The 16,043-nt window shown below is 55.3% G+C and carries 12 protein-coding genes; 5 read left to right on the top strand and 7 right to left on the bottom strand.

The genetic code is table 11. The features are described 5' to 3' along the window. Nucleotides 1-21 precede the first annotated feature (21 nt). Together VF639_RS16365 and VF639_RS16360 are read right to left on the bottom strand one after the other, a co-directional pair. Nucleotides 22-462, bottom strand: a complete 441-nt coding sequence (locus VF639_RS16365) for a DUF2147 domain-containing protein (RefSeq protein ID WP_331147003.1) — start codon at nt 460-462, stop codon at nt 22-24. A gap of 685 nt (nt 463-1,147) precedes the next feature. Next, on the bottom strand, nt 1,148-1,705 hold the full coding sequence (locus tag VF639_RS16360; RefSeq protein ID WP_331147002.1) for a C40 family peptidase: 558 nt from the start codon (nt 1,703-1,705) through the stop codon (nt 1,148-1,150). A 649-nt stretch (nt 1,706-2,354) separates the two neighbouring features. Between VF639_RS16360 and VF639_RS16355 the strand changes: the two genes are divergently transcribed. The 3 genes from VF639_RS16355 (at nt 2,355) to VF639_RS16345 (ending at nt 7,870) form a co-directional block, all read left to right on the top strand. Further along, complete coding sequence (locus tag VF639_RS16355; protein WP_331147001.1) at nt 2,355-4,220, top strand: hypothetical protein; 1,866 nt, start codon at nt 2,355-2,357, stop codon at nt 4,218-4,220. Nucleotides 4,221-4,332: 112 nt separating this feature from the next. Continuing rightward, complete coding sequence (locus tag VF639_RS16350; protein WP_331147000.1) at nt 4,333-5,811, top strand: hypothetical protein; 1,479 nt, start codon at nt 4,333-4,335, stop codon at nt 5,809-5,811. A 259-nt stretch (nt 5,812-6,070) separates the two neighbouring features. Beyond that, nucleotides 6,071-7,870, top strand: coding sequence for a M61 family metallopeptidase (locus tag VF639_RS16345; protein WP_331146999.1), 1,800 nt, complete (start codon nt 6,071-6,073; stop codon nt 7,868-7,870). A 143-nt stretch (nt 7,871-8,013) separates the two neighbouring features. On the opposite strand, the gene VF639_RS16340 is transcribed toward VF639_RS16345, so the two are convergent. From VF639_RS16340 to VF639_RS16320, 5 genes are all read right to left on the bottom strand, one after another. Next, a complete protein-coding gene (locus VF639_RS16340) occupies nt 8,014-9,582 on the bottom strand; it encodes a S8 family peptidase (protein ID WP_331146998.1) in 1,569 nt (522 codons plus the stop codon). 326 nt (nt 9,583-9,908) lie between these two features. Then, nucleotides 9,909-11,843, bottom strand: coding sequence for a KUP/HAK/KT family potassium transporter (locus VF639_RS16335; protein WP_331146997.1), 1,935 nt, complete (start codon nt 11,841-11,843; stop codon nt 9,909-9,911). Between the two features lie 122 nt (nt 11,844-11,965). Continuing rightward, the gene (locus VF639_RS16330; protein ID WP_331146996.1) at nt 11,966-12,604 is read right to left on the bottom strand and encodes a hypothetical protein; all 639 of its coding nucleotides are present in this window, start codon (nt 12,602-12,604) and stop codon (nt 11,966-11,968) included. 87 nt (nt 12,605-12,691) lie between these two features. Further along, nucleotides 12,692-13,324 carry a BamJ family beta-barrel-assembly machinery protein gene (locus VF639_RS16325; protein ID WP_331146995.1) on the bottom strand — a complete coding sequence of 211 codons (633 nt, stop codon included), beginning with the start codon at nt 13,322-13,324 and terminating at the stop codon, nt 12,692-12,694. Nucleotides 13,325-13,577: 253 nt separating this feature from the next. Then, on the bottom strand, nt 13,578-13,715 hold the full coding sequence (locus tag VF639_RS16320; RefSeq protein WP_331146994.1) for a hypothetical protein: 138 nt from the start codon (nt 13,713-13,715) through the stop codon (nt 13,578-13,580). 447 nt (nt 13,716-14,162) lie between these two features. Between VF639_RS16320 and VF639_RS16315 the strand changes: the two genes are divergently transcribed. Beyond that, nucleotides 14,163-14,930 carry a ferritin-like domain-containing protein gene (locus VF639_RS16315; protein WP_331146993.1) on the top strand — a complete coding sequence of 256 codons (768 nt, stop codon included), beginning with the start codon at nt 14,163-14,165 and terminating at the stop codon, nt 14,928-14,930. Nucleotides 14,931-14,975: 45 nt separating this feature from the next. Beyond that, nucleotides 14,976-15,869 carry a ferritin-like domain-containing protein gene (locus VF639_RS16310; RefSeq protein WP_331146992.1) on the top strand — a complete coding sequence of 298 codons (894 nt, stop codon included), beginning with the start codon at nt 14,976-14,978 and terminating at the stop codon, nt 15,867-15,869. Nucleotides 15,870-16,043 lie beyond the last annotated feature (174 nt).

The raw sequence follows: 16,043 nt of genomic DNA, 5'->3' as shown, positions 1-16,043 counted from the left end.
CGCTAAATAATTATGGACTGGTTATTTGATCCGGGTCCAGCTCTGCGATTTGCCAATCATCGAGAAGCCAATGTAGCCTTTCACTTCCATGGAATTGGCGCTGTTCATCTTCATGTAGCAGGAGTAGGTTTTGCCGCTCTCCGGGTCGTAGATTTTGCCGTCGTCCCACTTGTTTCCTTCGTCGTACTCGAAGCCTTGCATGAACACTAGACCGAGGCGGGGCCGGCTACGCAGCTTCGGGTCGGGGTTCTGCGAATCGGTTTTGGGCTTGCCGGTGGCGGGGTCGTTGGGCACAGTCAGCGTCACGATCTTACCGCACAGCTTGTCGCCACACTTGTAGATTTCGAACGTGGCTTTTTTCTCGGAGTTGGTCCATATGCCAAGTGGCGAAAGGGTTTGAGCGGAAGCCACACCCACGCAGCTTAGTAAGCAGGTGAGACACAGGAGGAGAAGCTTTTTCATGAAATAGAAGAGTGGGAATGAGTATGTGGGGAAAAAGATAGGGGAAAACTCCAACAAAAGCATTGGATGCTGTGCAGCTACCCCAAAATGCAGATATACAAGTTTGAGGCCAGGTTAAAAGACAACAGTCCAGACAAAATAAAGTCGCTGAACCTCAGGCGGCTGACGCAAAACGGCCCACTGTAGCGTAAAAAAAGGCCTTTTAATTTTGAACCATCCCTCAGGCTTTTAACTTTACCATCCGTAGTGAGTGCTACAGCCCCGCCCAAGCAGCCCTAAGGTGCTGGGAGGCGCGGCCGGGGTTATGTCGAACGTAAAGAAAGGAGGTACAAAATGTCTATTAGTCCCAAACAAATCCTGCCAAGCCTGTCGAATGTAGTCCGCTTCACCGCCGGACGCGCTTAACAACAGCTTTCGCGCGGAAAAACGCCCCCTTTGGCTTTTTCCCGCATTCTGGCAAGGTCTTACGCATAAGATGACGGGGCTGTACCCCAGACTCGTCGCTCGGTAAGATTTGAAGGATTAGATGCCCGGACCGCCCAGCAGCCTCTCAACTGAGGTTTTGCATAGGCAGTCCGGGCATCGCTCTTTTTAGAGTGAATGAGTAAGTGAGTGAATGAGTGAAGTAGCCTGTATCAGCGGACGTATGCGCCATTCGCGCCGTAGGCTACTTCACTCATTCACTCTACAGCACCCGGCGTACATCCATGAAGCGGCGCTCATAGTCTGTGCCTTCTACCTGGCTGATTTTCACGCCGGATTCGCGGCGCGCTGAAGACGAGTGGATGAAGCGGAGCGGCTGGCCTGGCTCCGACACCACAATGCCAGCGTGGCCGGGTGTGGTAGCGGTGGCGGCGGTGCCAGTAAATACCACAATATCGCCGGGGCGGGCTTGAGTACGACCCACTGAGCGCCCCACAGAAATGAGTAGGCTAGTAGAGTGGGGTATTTCTATTTTAAACTGATTGAAAACGTACTGCACAAAGCCCGAGCAGTCGAAGCCGGTGGCGGGGGTGTTGCCGGCGTAGCAATAGTTGGTGCCAAGCTGTTGCATCGCAAACCGGACCACACTATCGGGTAGCGGCTTGGCGGAGCGGTTACTGGTCCAGACGGCAGATTCCATTGGCAATTGCTCACGGTTGGGTTGGTTTTTCAACGAACTGCCGGGTTGCTGCTTCGGCCAGCTAAACACGCCAATCATCAGAGCCGCCAGCGCAACGAAGGTTATCCAGATGTAGCGCATAGGGTGGAAATGTTGGAAACAACGGAGAGCCACGCTAGATGCTGGTATGGCCCGGCCGCCAGCGTAGCAAAGCCGCGCCGTGACTATAGGCAGCAGGAGCCTGCTGCAACAAGCAGTTGCCTCCCTAACGGCGGAGGTACGAGTGAGGTTCAAGAAGAATAGTTGGGAGTACTATTCTAAGCACCTATTCGGATAGCCTCCGAGTAGATGTTGAGTAGGAAGTAGTTAGTGTTGAAGCTATAAGTAGTTGACTAATAGTGCGTTGCCGTTTGCTGGTATTCTGTTGAATTATGACATACCACTGGATATCCTATTGAATTAAATATCATAAAAAGAGAATATTCATACAAATATCGGCTAGTTCCTTCTTTAAATTATATTATTAAAAATTATATCCGTACAAAAATACCTAGATATAGGTATTGTGCGCTTTGCGTAAGTGTATCACCTTTGGCTGATACACCATTTATATAATTTCTCATTTAAGGGCATGAAATCTCTTTACAGAATGTCGAAATCTGCGCGCTTTGCAGAATATTTTTGGTTGAGTAATCGCCTAAGAGGAATAGCTCTACTATTATTCTTAACTGGCTTTGGTGTTTTAGTTGCGTGCAAAGACGAGGAGGAAGACCCTAGCAACCAGCAAACGGTGAATCTCACTCTTGACCCGGCCACTCAAATTGCAGCTACATCAGCGAAGTTACTGGCTCGTTTTGCTGATAAGCCAACCATGGAGGTAGCTAGCAAAGGTTTCTGTTGGAGCATCAACGAAAACCCGACCCGACAGGACTTTTTTATATACCGGGGTAAAGGCGGCGACCCTTTCGAGGCCTTACTAACGCAGCTTGCGCCTAACACTTCCTATCATGTTAGGGCATTTGCTACTGGGCGGGATAGCGCAGTTTACTACAGCAATGATGTTCTGTTGAAGACGCTGGTCCCGAGTGTAGCACCTCTCACCGTAAGTACAGGCAGCGTAACGGCTATTACGACTAGCTCTGCCGCGGTGGCTGGCAGCGTCAGCGGCACCGAAGCAGTGGTCAGCCGCGGCATTTGCTGGTCTACTACGGCCGATCCTACCACAACTGATTTCAAAACCAGCAATGGCGGCGGAGCAGGCGCTTTTAGCGGTAGCCTGGCGGGCTTGCAGGGCGGCGTTACGTACTATGCCCGCGCGTATGCCGTGAGTGCCACCGACACCTACTACGGCAGCCAGGTAAGCTTTACAACAACTTCTCCCACGGTAGCTCTGACTTTAACTACCAGCGCCGCTACAGCCATTACGGCTAGCACGGCCACGGTAGCAGGCAGCATAACCGGTATGGCCACTGTTACGGAGCGGGGAATCTGCTGGGCTACTGGCTCGGTGCCCATAGTATCGGACAGCCGGGTGCTGGTGGGCAGCGGTACTGGCAGCTTCACAGGTTCGCTTACCAATTTGCTGGCCAGCACCACGTACACTGCCCGCAGCTACGCCACTACCGGCGCCGGCACTGTGTATGGCAACACCATCAGCTTTACAACAGCAGCCGGCAGCCCTGCCAGTATTACAGTCGTGACGGGCCAGCCTACCAACATAGCTGTTACTTCGGCCACCTTGACGGGCAGCGTGAGTGGAGGTAGTACAAGCAGTATCACCAACAAAGGCGTGTGCTGGGGAACCACCGCCAACCCCACTATCGGTGGGAACCGGACGCAGGCCGGGGCTGGCCCTGGGGCCATTGCTAGCAACGTAACGACGCTGGTAGCCGGCACCACGTACTACCTACGGGCTTATGCCCTGACTGGCCCCACCACCGCCGTGTACGGTAGCCAGGTGACCTTCACTACTCCAACCGGCACGGTGTCACTCACCACGGACGATGTTAACGTATATCAAACGTTTGTTTCCGTGAAAGGTACGGCCACGGGTACGGCTGTACTGCGTGAAAAAGGCTTTTGCTATAGTCTCAGCCCTAATCCTACCACGGCCAATACCAAAGTGGTTGTATTCGGTATGGCTCCCGCGCCCTACGGCACCTATACTACCAACCTCAATGGATTGCTGGCTTGCACGAGGCACTATGTGCGAGCATATGCAATTTCTACGGCCGGTATCACCTATTATGGCAACGAGTTAAATTTCAGGCCACTAGGAATTTTAACCGATTGTCATCCCTTCAATGGTCTGTGGTCTAACCCCTCTAATACCATTGTGTACAGAGGCAACATGTCAGGCTTTGTTTTCAATAGCTTTACGCCTGTCACTGACAAGCTAACCTTTTACAATGCGCTCCAAAAAGGTTTAATCGGCATCGGGGGGTCTTACATCACGCAGGTGGTGAGCCGCGGCAACAACGTGTACGGCTGTTCCATTTTATGGCTCACGGGTAACTCCACTACCGGAGTAGCAGAGGTTCGGATGAGCCCTAACTCGGTGCTCACGGTCAGCCAGGACGAGCGGACGATTACTATCTCCTCCAACTCACCGTTCACGTCGGGCGTCAGCAGCACGGCGGTTCTCACCAAACAGTAAGCATGTGCGTTGTGGCACCTCGCCACACCAAGTTGAAAGTGCCACTTCGTGCGCCACTGCCTGCGTGTGCCGACATATTATTCTCAGTAATTCACTTTTATTCCCGCTCCCGATGGTGTATCTGTACCGGTTCCTGGCTTTTATTGTGCTGTGTGCGTTGGGAGGTAAAGAGCTGCGGGCACAGCCAGGCAGCCTGGATGCTTCGTTTAACTCTGCTACTACCACCAACGACCTAGTATCGGCGGTGGCAGTTCAGCCCGATGGTAAGGTGATTGTGGGCGGCTTGTTTAGTACGATTGGCGGCGCAACTCGCCGGAAGATTGCCCGCTTGCTGCCCACCGGCGCCGTCGATACAAGCTTCGACCCAGGTACGGGCTTCTCGGCCTCTTTTTTAAAGCCAGAGGTGCTGGTATTCCAGCCGGATGGCAAACTGCTGGTCGGGGGAGATTTCACAGACTTCAATGGTACGACCCGTAACCGCATTTTGCGCCTGAACCCGGATGGCAGCTATGATACTTCCTTCACTACTGGAACCGGCTTCAACTTCCCGGTGAAGACTATCGTCGTGCAAACCGATGGTAAAATTGTGGTAGGCGGCGAATTCAGTGCTTACAATGGCGTGCGCCGCATAGCAATAGCCCGGCTCAACGCCAACGGCACCCTCGATCCGACCTTTGCCGCCAGCAGCACCAACGAAATTAATGGTAGCGTTTATACCATTGTGCCGCTAGCCAGCGGCAAATACCTGATTGGCGGCTCTTTCATCTGCATCGGGACATGCACCAACCCCAGCAACGCCCGCAGAAACCTTGCCCGCCTCAACGCCGATGGCACCCTCGATACCAGCTTTGTGCCTGCCGGTACCTCCTTCAATGCGCGAGTACACAAAATGGTACTGCAACCGGACGGCAAAATTCTTTGCGTGGGTACCTTCGACTCCTACAACGGCGTGTCGCGGAGGGCCATTGTGCGTCTGAATGCAGATGCCACCCTCGATAATACTTTTACTGTGGGCACTGGCTCTGACGGAGCACTCTATAACCTGCGCCTTTTTCCTAATGGCCAGATACTAGTTTCCGGCGGCTTCCTCACCTACAATGGTACTCAGCGCCGCAATATTGCCTTACTGCATAGCAATGGTGCCCTCGACCCGAGCTTTGGGGATACCGAAGGGCTGGATAATACGATATTAGATATGGCTATGCAGCGCAACGGCCAAGTTATGGTTGTTGGCACGTTCACTAATTTCACTGTTCCGCCCCGGACCCGGGTTGTCTACGTAGCCCGTCTGAACGGGAGTATTGTTATGGGCACTGGTTCGCCTGCTGCTCGTTCAGTGCTGGGCGTGTATCCGAACCCGGCCTACCTGACTCTAACCATTCGCCTGCCAAGTGCCGCCCCGCGCATAAACCTGCGCTTATCGTTGCTTGATGCCACTGGGCGCACCGTCTTCGCGCAGCCCTTGCCCGCTGCTGTTGGCAGCAACGTGCCCGTGGAAATAGGTCAACACCCGGCTGGCCTTTATTTGCTGCGCCTGGAAGGACCTGACGGTTTCTTTGCCACCCAGCCCTTGCTGCTGCGCGAAAACTAGATCAATTAAAAGCAGCCTCCTAAACCTGAGCACCCTGATCAAGTTTGGTCAGGGTGCTCAGGTTTAGGAGGCTGCTCCGGTATCCGCAGACCACGGCTTGTAGCCAAGGACCCACCAGCCCAGCCGGTAAGGTCGACAAGCAAACCAAATTTTTAACCGAGTCCATCCTTGCAGCCCTTAATGGTTTTCCCCGTTCTTTGCGGCAATTGGTAGGCCCCAGCTTATCAGCGCAGTACATTTCACTTATCTATTTTTTCGCATGATGTTTTCTCGTTTCCGACTGCTGGCTGCGGTAGGATTGGTATTGCTGCTGAGTGAGTTCCGCCCAGCGCAGGCCGCCGCTACGTTGCGTTACACCCTGGCCATGCCGGCCCCGCAGACGCACTATTTCGAAGTGGACATGAGCCTCAGTGGCTTCGGCAAGCAGTACACCGACCTGAAAATGCCGGTATGGGCGCCCGGGTCCTACCTCGTGCGCGAATTCGCCCGCAACGTAGAAGGCTTCGAGGCCAAAGCCGGCAGTCAGGCGCTGCGTATCGACAAAATCAACAAAAACACTTGGCGGGTATATCACCCCAAAGCCAAAGACTTCACGGTGCATTACAGCGTGTATGCCTATGAATTGAGCGTGCGGACCAGCTTCGTGGACGCCGCCCACGGCTATGTCAACGGCACCAGCGTGTTTATGTACCCCGACGGAAACCAGCAGTTAGCCAGCACCTTAGAAGTGCGCCCAGCTACGGGTTGGACGCAGGTAAGTACCAGTCTGAAGCCTGCCGGCGGCCAGTTTACCTTCACGTCTTCCAGCTATGATGAGTTGGCCGATTCGCCCCTAGAAATAGGCAACCACAAAGTGCTCAGCTTCGAGGCTAACGGCACGCCCCACACCGTGGCTATGTTTGGTAGCGCCAAATACGACGAAGCCAAACTAATGGCCGACATGAAGCGGGTATGCGAAGAGGCCCACCGCGTAGTGGGCCAGAACCCGCTGGACCGGTACGTGTTCATCGTGCACAACATCGAGCGGGGTACCGGCGGCCTCGAGCACTTGTACTCCACTACGCTCTCCACCTCGCGCAATGCCTACAGCACCGAGGCGGGTTACAAAGGCTTTCTAGGCTTGGTGGCCCACGAGTATTTCCACCTCTGGAACGTGAAACGGATTCGCCCCATTGCGCTGGGTCCGTTCGACTACGACAACGAAAACTACACGCATATGCTGTGGGTGAGCGAAGGCGGCACCAGCTACTTTGGCGACCAGATTGTGCAGCGGGCCGGCTTTGTGAGTGCCGAGGCGTACTTAAACGATACCAGCAACGGTATTACGCAGGTGGAAAATACACCCGGCAATAAGGTGCAGTCGGCTGCCGAGTCCAGCTTCGATGCCTGGATTAAGGGCTACCGCCCCAACGAAAACTCCGCTAACACCGGCATCAGCTACTACAACAAAGGCGAGCTGATCGGGGCCATGCTGGACTTGATGATCATCAACGAAACCAAAAGCCAGAAGCGTCTCGACGACGTGATGCGCTACCTCTACGACGAGTACTACCTAAAAAAGAAGCGCGGCTTCACCGACGAAGAGTACCAAGCTGCCGTAGCCAAAGTAGCCGGCCGCCGCTACGACGACTTCTTCCGCCGCTACGTCTACGGTACCGAAACCCTACCTTATGCCACCGTGCTCGGCTATGCAGGACTCAATTTAACCACCGCCCCGGTTTCCACCGATGCCGCCCTTGGCGCCACGGTCAGCACCACCGGCGGCAAGCTTACCGTAACCAACACGCTGCGCAATGGCAGTGCCTGGCAGGGCGGCCTCAACGTGAACGACGAACTGCTGGCTCTCGATGGCAACCGCCTCACCGACGACCCCAACAAATTGCTGGTGGGCCGCGCCGCTGGCTCGCAAGTGAAGATGATCGTCTCGCGCGATGGCCAGCTCAAGGAGCTAACTTTCCCGCTGCTAGCTAGCACGGCGGTACGCTACCGCATCGAGCAAGTTGCCAGCCCTACGGCCGAGCAGCTGGCTGTATTGAACAAGTGGATAAAGGTGAAGTAAACCAACTTACCTGCAACAAAAAGCCCTGTCCGGATTCCGGACGGGGCTTTTTGTTGCAGGTAAGTTGGTTTTATCGGAGATGAAGTCTGAGCTAAGGCGGCGCCATTCTCTTTGGCTGGAAGGGCCGATAAGTAGCTAGCGCACTACAACGACGGCACCCCTACGGCCGCGGCTACGTTCACGCGGCCCCAACCGAAGCTGCTGCTGCGGGCGTTGCGGTTGGAACTGGCAGCCACGAGGCGGCTCATGATTTGGGCCCGGGTTTCGGTGGGGTAGCGCGACCAAACCAGAGCCGTCATGCCGGCCATGCTGCTGGTGGCTACCGAAGAGCCGCCTACCGTGCTTGGGTCGTCGCCGTCCATGGCTAGGGTAAGGGCGCGCAGGTCGTTGCTGCTGCGCTGCATCACCACCGAAAACTCTACATCGGCCCCCACGTGGCATTCGTCGCAGCGGGTGGTGAGGTTGTCTTTGACGCCGGTAACGGCTACGGCTTCGGGCAGGGAAGCAGGGTAGATGACGCCAACCAGCCCGGCCGACCAGTCGAAGGAAGTGCCGGCAGCGCAGAGGATTAGCTTGCCGCGGGTATAGGCGTAGTGGATGGCATCGGTCATTTGTCCGGAGCTGGTGAGGCGGCCCATGCTCATGCTGATGATGCGAACATCGGGGCGGTTGCCGGCCAGGATGTAGGCGTCGGCCACGCCCTTCACTTCGCGGCTGCCATCGAGGAACACGTCTTCGGCGGCGCGCACGACAATCAGGTTAGCATTGTAAGCTACTCCCACCGAAGCGCCATCGGTGCCGCGGGGGGCGGCGCAGGCGCCGGCCATGCTAGTGCCGTGTCCGCAGTCATCGTCGGGCGTTTCCACCGGGCCAGTCGGGATGCCGAGAAAGGTAGTGCGGGGCAGCGTTACCAGGCGCTCCACGGTGCGGCCGGTGCTTTGGCCTTGGTTGAAGGCAGCACCAAGGTTTTCCTGATTAGCCGAACAGCCTGTATCGATGATAAGCACCTTAATGCCCTGGCCCGTGCTTTGGCTCCAGGCCGCTCGGATGCCGTGGTACTGGTTGGCTTGGTTCCAGGAAGATTTGCTGCCGCCCGGCAGCACGGTGAAGTCCTCGTTAGGGAGCAGACCGGGCATGGCTACGTTGTTGCCGCAGCCGCTGCTACTGAGTGAGGAGGCTCCTTTGTTGGCGGCATCGGTGGGGCGGTTGGGCTCGTAGCCCATGGGCTCGGCGTAGCGTACCAGCTTCGAGGCGCGCAGCGCCTTAATAGTGCTTAGCTGCCGCACGGTTACATCCACTACCGGCAACACCTTCTCCTCATAAGCCGTGAGTTGCGCCAACGTCAGCTCAGGCCGCGCTTTGCGTTCTTCAGCTAGAATCAAAGCCAACACCTGCGCCCGCGCCTCTTGCCAGGCAGAGCTGCCGGCAGCATCGGCCGGAAGTGTCCCGGTGCAGCCCGCAGGCTGGTAGCCCACCGACAGCACGTAATCGGAGCGAGTAAGTGCGCTCCACACGAAATGAGCAGTAGCCTTGTTCCAGTCGAACTGGCCGGTTTCGCGCAGGGTGTTTATAATTTGTGCGTCGAGCTGCTGGCTGCTGAGCGCTTCGGTGGGGTCGGGAGTAGGCTGCGGGGCAAGCTGTTCATCGGTCGGGGACTGGCAGCTGGCTAGCAGCAACGCTAGTAGCGCTGCTGGAAAGGTAGAAGTATGCATGCGGTTGTGGTTATTGGGTGTGGAATGAAAGACGAGTTCCAAGGGACGCAAAACCGACATCAAACGCAAGCAATTAAGTGGTTTCTTAAGCAGTAAAATAGTGGCTGACTAAGAGAGCAAACGCACCGTAGCGGTAAGCTGACAAAGCATGTAAAACCGAATTTCTTGTCAATTCTTTTCCTTGCAGTAAATAGCTTCAAAGAAAATAAGCCCTTGACACCAAGTAAGGTGCCAAGGGCTTATTGTATCACTGGATTAAGTATGAATAAGCCTGCCGAGTTACATGCTACAGATGCACCACAACAATTCCATAATCAGTTCCTCTCTTAGGAAATCCGCTTCAGCGCTACGTCGCGGACGGGGGTAATAACGAGGGGCACTTTCTCGACTTTCACCGAGCTGGTATCAAGGCCGAAGTACTTGTCTTCGGAGGCGATAAACTGCTTGATGTAGAAGTAAGCCTGCATCACCAGTTTCTCGATGGCCGGGAATTCGTTTTCAACCGACAGGAACTTCTCGAGCACTACGAAGCGAAAGTCGCCGGTAACGTGCTGCTTGCTTAGCGACTCGTAGCGCGAGGTGATGTCCACTTCCTTGTTGCGCACGAGGTCCTCTACCACTTTGCGGAAGTACAGGTTAACGCGCTGCTCCACCCGAAAGCCGAGCCGGAACGTGATACGAAACACATCGTCGTGAGCCAACTCCACCACCTTGTATTCCATGGTATACGGCTCATCAGTGGTGTCTACGTGGACAAACCAGTAGATATCCGCCCGCTTGGGCCGCTTCTGGAAGATGGAATAGATGATCTTGGACTCGATTTCGGATGCCCGCTCGGCCGAGGTCATGAACACAAGGTGAGTGGAATACTTTGGTACTGATTCGTCGTTGGAAAGCTCTTTCAAGGCCTCCATATACGGGTCGATTTTCACAAATTCCGTGAGGCGGCGCTTAATATAGAAAGCCCGCAGCCACACGTACATCACGGCTACCAGCGTAGCGCCAATGGCCAGGGATACCCAACCGCCATGCGGGAATTTCACCAGGTTGGCAATCAAAAACGCCCCTTCAATCAGGCCGTACAGCACGGCAAACAGCACCACCGCTACTAGTGGCACCCGTTTGGCCCGCAGCCACATGGTGAGCAGCAGCGTGGTCATGAGCATGGTCAGGGTAATGGCCAAGCCGTACGCCGCTTCCATGTTCTCGGACCGCTGGAAGTAGAGCACTACCCCGATACAGCCAAAAAGCAGCAGCCGGTTCATGCTCGGCACGTAGAGTTGGCCTTTTACGTCGGTGGGGTAATTAAGCTTCACCTTGGGCCACATATTGAGCCGGATAGCCTCAGCCACCAAGGTAAACGAGCCCGTAATAAGCGCCTGCGACGCAATAATGGCGGCAATGGTGGCAATGCCGATGCCGATGAGTAGGAACCACTCGGGCATCAACTCATAGAACGGGTTGCGCTTGTTGAGCTGCTCGCCCTGGTGGCTCAGCAGCCAAGCGCCCTGGCCCATGTAGTTGAGCAGCAGCGTGGTCTTAACAAATATCCAGCTGATGCGAATATTGCCTTTGCCGCAGTGCCCCAGGTCGGAGTAGAGCGCTTCGGCCCCGGTAGTACACAGAAACACGGCGCCCAGCAGCCAAAAACCGCCCGGATAGTTCACCAACAGGTCGTAGGCGTAATACGGGTTAAAGGCTTTCAGGATGGCGGGCTGCAACACAATCCAGGAAACACCCAGTACGCCCAGCATCGTAAACCAGATCAGCATAATCGGCCCAAAAGCCTTGCCTACGATTTGAGTGCCAAAGCTTTGCAGCAAAAACAGCGCGAGCAGAATACCGATGACAATAGGCACCGTTGGGAGGGTGGGGTACACCGCTTCCAGTCCCTCAATAGCCGAGGAAACCGAAATGGGCGGCGTAATCACGCCGTCGGCCAGCAAAGCCGAACCGCCGATAATGGCCGGAATAGTAAGCCAGCCCGCCCGCCGCCGCACCAAGGCGTAAAGCGAAAAAATGCCCCCCTCCCCGTTGTTATCGGCATTGAGGGTGAGCAGCACATACTTGATAGTGGTTTGGAGCGTAAGCGTCCAGATGACGCAGGAGATACCTCCGTAGATCAGGCTGGGACTAATTTGCTCCGGCACAATGGCCTTCATTACGTAGAGTGGCGATGTGCCAATATCCCCGTAAATGATGCCCAGGGCAATAAGCAAGCCCGCTGTGGAAATAGCGGTGTGCTGGTGTTTGGCGTCCATGTGTGGAGAAAAGAGAAAAAAGAGGCTACCTGTAAACTGGTGATAAAGCGCCCAAAGGTAGCGGGCGGCGCTCAAACCAAAAGCCCGGCACATTTGCGTAGGAACAGCCGGGAACTGACTAGCTAGTACCCCATTTCGGAAACAGAGGGTGAATCAGGAAAAGGAGAAGTGGCGGCCAGCAGGGCAACCGTAGCGGCCTGTGCCGCCTCGTGGTGGCGCTGCCGGATACGGCGGTTAGCCTCGGCGGTTAGTTTTTGCCAAGGAGCCAACTCGCCGGGCAAGGCGAAATGGGTGGCTTCGCGCCCCAACCGGTACAGGCGCAGACGATTAGTACCGCGCTGCCCTAGAGCCAGCAACAAGGCGCCCGCCATGATGCCGAGGGCCGCCGGCATGGTGCGCAGCCAGTTCTGGAGGAAGCCCAGCAGGAACCCAGCCAGCGTAAAACCGCCCAACAGGAGCCACAGCAACCACCGGACCCGCTGCACATCCGCTCCTTCCAACTCCCACCAGCCAAAAGCCTGCCCGTTGATTTGCAACTGGTCGTTGGTAAGAACCAGGCGGCCGTCGGCACTGCGTACTTCCGCGAACTGCTGAGGCGCTGGCAGCAAAAAAGGATCCGGCGCTTCAGTTATAGGAGTTGCTTCGGCAGGAAGTGCCGTTGGCTCGGAATAAGCGGGAACTGCCTCGGCTGATTCAGGTAGCTGTACGCCCGCCGGGGGCGGTAGATTAGCATCAGAAGGACCGGGCGTAGAATCTGTCATACTTGAAAAAGCCCCGCCAGCCGTAGTCGTCCATACCCAACGAGGAGGGGTGAAAGAGGAAACGGCGGGCGAGGCTTTCAAATTAGCTTAGTTGTTTACTTTCAGCAACTCCACGTCGAAAATGAGCGCGGTGTCGGGACCAATGTCGCGGCCAGCACCGCGCCGGCCATAGGCCAGCTCCGACGGAATGTAGAGGCGCCACTTCGAGCCTTCTGGCATCAGTTGCAACGCTTCTGTCCAGCCGGCAATAACCCCGTTGACGGGGAAGGTAGCGGGCTGGCCACGTTGGTAGCTGCTATCAAACACGTTGCCGTTGATAAGAGTGCCATGGTAGTGCGTCGTGACGGAACTGCTGAGGGTTGGCTTCTTGCCCGTGCCCTCGCTTATTACTTCGTACTGCAAGCCGCTTGGTAGCGTCGTTACGCCCGCCCGGTTCTTGTTTTCGCTCAGGAAGGCTTGGCCTTCTTCTTTACTGTTGCCCATAGAAGTGGAAGTTTGGTTGTCGTCATCGTCTTCAACGCCGCCCATCTGCTGTTGCAGCTGCTGCATAGCAGCCTGCATCTGCTCTTGGGTAAGGCGGCTTGGTTCGCCGTTTAGGCCTTCTTGCATGCTAGCGGCCAGCACCTCTACGTCCAGATCAAGGCCCTGCTGGGCGAAGTTACGGGCCAAGTCGCGCCCGATGATGTAGCTGATCTGGTCCTTAAGACTGCTCAGATTCATAAATCACTGATTTTCGCTGATTATCCTGATTGCGCTGATTTTTAGCGCCGCCGGGGGCAGCAGGTGAGAGGATAAGAGCGGCTCCGAGTGAGCCGCCGGAAAGTGAAGTACCGAAAACAGCAGAGAATAGATGCGCTTTTTTTCAAAGCTCTTCCATAAAGTGCTGATTCAGAAACCAGCTTTCTTCCACCTACCAACAAAATAAACCCCGCCGAGGGCGGGGTTTATTTTGAAATCGCAAAGTTCGAAGCACTTAGCAGAAGTGCAGTTCCTCTTCGTCGCGAAGGTCGAAATGCAGGTTCAGGTCCAGCACTTGGGCTGCGAGGAAGCTCAGCGAGCCTAGGCCTCCAAGGACCAATAAAGAAGAAATGGCAGCGGTGCTCTTTTTCATGGCAATGTATGTATATGAGTGCAAGTCAGCTTGTTTGGGATACAAAGGTAATACGTATGCTTGCATAAAATGTTATGCAAGCATAACTTATTTTATTGAGTTGCATCCTTGCCACCACTGCAAAATGGCCTGTATTAGTTAACGGTATTGCACTCAAGGCATTTGGAAAGCTTTGTTGAGAATGGCTACTTCAGTATGGAAGCGTGAGCACACCGCAGAAGATAGATGCCACAATGAAGTAAGGAGCAATAAACAAGTATATACTCTGGTATAAAGAGTAGTTTTATAAAAATATTATCATATTTACTATGTTTTTATTCAAAAAAATCAAAAGAATAAGAGCTTCATTACAAAATTCGGGCATCTGTAGTGATTGATAAATCCGGTTACATGACAGCGGACGTAGCTCGCCTTAGTAACTTTTTTTCATCTATAAATCCAAGTTGTATGTCTGAGATTTTCGAAGAAAGCTCCGCACTCGAAAGGGCAGTGGACAAGTCGAATACGCCCTTGCAGCGCCGGTCTTTCCTGCGCTTCACGGGGGCCGGAGTTGTACTGACCGGGCTGGTACTCGCCGGCTGCGACGACAGTTTAACCGATGAAGAGTTGAGTGCTGCTGCCAGCAGCGACAGCAAAGAGGACAACAACCGCGTTGTCAACGTAGGGAGTGGGGATTTCGGGATACTCAACTTCGCGTATGCGCTCGAGCAGCTGGAGGCAGCTTTCTACGCGGCCGTATTGGCCAGCCCGTATTATGCCTCTGCTTCCCCGGCAGAAAGAGCCGCGCTGAAAGATTTGGAAGCCCACGAGCGGATTCACCGCGAGTTCCTGAAAACGGGTATTACGACCAATGGCGGGACCCCGATCGAAGATCTGGAGCCCGACTTCTCCTCCATCAACTTTAGTAGCCGCAGCAGCGTGCTTGGCGCCGCTATGGCGTTCGAGGATCTGGGGGTATCTGCCTACAATGGTGCGGGTCCGCTGATCAGCAACCCGGTTTACCTAGGGTTGGCGGGCAAGATTGTGTCGGTAGAGGCGCGGCATGCCGCTCTGATTCGGGACTTGCTCCAGTACGGAAACTTTGTGGGTTCCGATGTAGTGGACACGCGTACGGGCCTCGAGATTTCGATGCGGCCGTCGCAAGTGGCAGCCATGGCTAACAAGTTCCTGAAGCCCGGCTCGAAAATCAACGTCAGCAAACTGCCCCGCGACTAGGGCCAGCCTCACTCTTTGTTTCAGCATCGTCAATAAATCCTACCCATGAATATTCTGAACCTGATTACCGAAATCGAGCGGGTGGACCCGGAAGTATATGACCGGCTCGACCAGCGCCGCCAGATGTTCCGCCACTTCGCGGGCTTCGGCAAGAAACTAGCGGCTTCGGCCGTTCCCTTGGCCATGGGCTCGATGTTCCAGAAAGCCTACGGGCAGTCTTCGGGCCTGAGCGACCAAGTTAAATTCGTTTTGAACTTCGCCCTCGGGCTGGAGTATCTAGAGTATTATTTCTATCAGACCGGGCTGAATTCGGCAGGTCTGCTAACGGGTCAGGCCCGGAATTCCGTTACCACCATCCGTGACGATGAGCGCAAGCACGTCGACTTCCTGCGCAGTGTGCTAGGCAGCGCCGCCATTGCCGATCCGGGCGTGGGCGCCTTCGATTTCACGGGGGCTAAAGGCGGCGCACGGCCGGCTTTGTTCCCAACAGTATTTACCAATCAGGGTACTTTCCTGGCCGTAGCGCAAGCTTTGGAAGACACGGGTGTACGAGCCTACAAAGGTGGCGCTCCGCTGCTGATCAGCAACAACACCGTGTTGGAGGCCGCCCTCAACATCCATTCGGTGGAAGCGCGCCATGCCTCCCACATCCGGACGATACGCCGCGGTGGGCCGCAGGCTGTTCCCGGCAACCTCAACGCCATGCCCAAGAGCTGGATTTCAGGCAACGACAACGGTGGGCCGGCTCCGGCCGCCACAGCTCCCGTCTACGGTGCTGGCAGCCCCGCCGCTGACTATCCAGGAGAAGAAAATACCACCCAAGCAGGAGTTAATCTGGCATCCTTGCCAGGAGTAACCATGGCTGAGGCATCAGAAGCTTTCGATGAGCCGCTGGATCCAAGCACGGTGCTGGCCATTGCTGGCAACTTCATCAAGTAAAAGCTTTCTTTTATAGGTGAACGAGCGGGCTGTCTTACGTAGGCAGCCCGCTTTTTTGTGCGCCATCTCAGTGGTGTCGTCATAGGTCAGCACCAAGGCGCACTCTTTGCCACCAGATCAAGTAGAGCAGGCCATACAGCCAGCCAGGTACGTAGTGGGGCATCCCCGGCACTT

This window comes from Hymenobacter sp., from assembly GCF_036387835.1.
Taxonomy (GTDB): domain Bacteria; phylum Bacteroidota; class Bacteroidia; order Cytophagales; family Hymenobacteraceae; genus Hymenobacter.
The sequence above is the reverse complement of the archived record's forward strand: the minus strand, read 5'-3'. Positions and strand labels throughout refer to the sequence as shown.

Bases quoted from the DNA above. Each gene is read 5' to 3' on its own strand.
- VF639_RS16365 (WP_331147003.1), bottom strand. From the start codon at position 462: ATGAAAAAGCTTCTCCTCCTGTGTCTCACCTGCTTACTAAGCTGCGTG.
- VF639_RS16360 (WP_331147002.1), bottom strand. From the start codon at position 1,705: ATGCGCTACATCTGGATAACCTTCGTTGCGCTGGCGGCTCTGATGATT.
- VF639_RS16350 (WP_331147000.1), top strand. From the start codon at position 4,333: ATGGTGTATCTGTACCGGTTCCTGGCTTTTATTGTGCTGTGTGCGTTG.
- VF639_RS16345 (WP_331146999.1), top strand. From the start codon at position 6,071: ATGATGTTTTCTCGTTTCCGACTGCTGGCTGCGGTAGGATTGGTATTG.
- VF639_RS16340 (WP_331146998.1), bottom strand. From the start codon at position 9,582: ATGCATACTTCTACCTTTCCAGCAGCGCTACTAGCGTTGCTGCTAGCC.
- VF639_RS16335 (WP_331146997.1), bottom strand. From the start codon at position 11,843: ATGGACGCCAAACACCAGCACACCGCTATTTCCACAGCGGGCTTGCTT.
- VF639_RS16330 (WP_331146996.1), bottom strand. From the start codon at position 12,604: ATGACAGATTCTACGCCCGGTCCTTCTGATGCTAATCTACCGCCCCCG.
- VF639_RS16325 (WP_331146995.1), bottom strand. From the start codon at position 13,324: ATGAATCTGAGCAGTCTTAAGGACCAGATCAGCTACATCATCGGGCGC.
- VF639_RS16320 (WP_331146994.1), bottom strand. From the start codon at position 13,715: ATGAAAAAGAGCACCGCTGCCATTTCTTCTTTATTGGTCCTTGGAGGC.
- VF639_RS16315 (WP_331146993.1), top strand. From the start codon at position 14,163: ATGTCTGAGATTTTCGAAGAAAGCTCCGCACTCGAAAGGGCAGTGGAC.
- VF639_RS16310 (WP_331146992.1), top strand. From the start codon at position 14,976: ATGAATATTCTGAACCTGATTACCGAAATCGAGCGGGTGGACCCGGAA.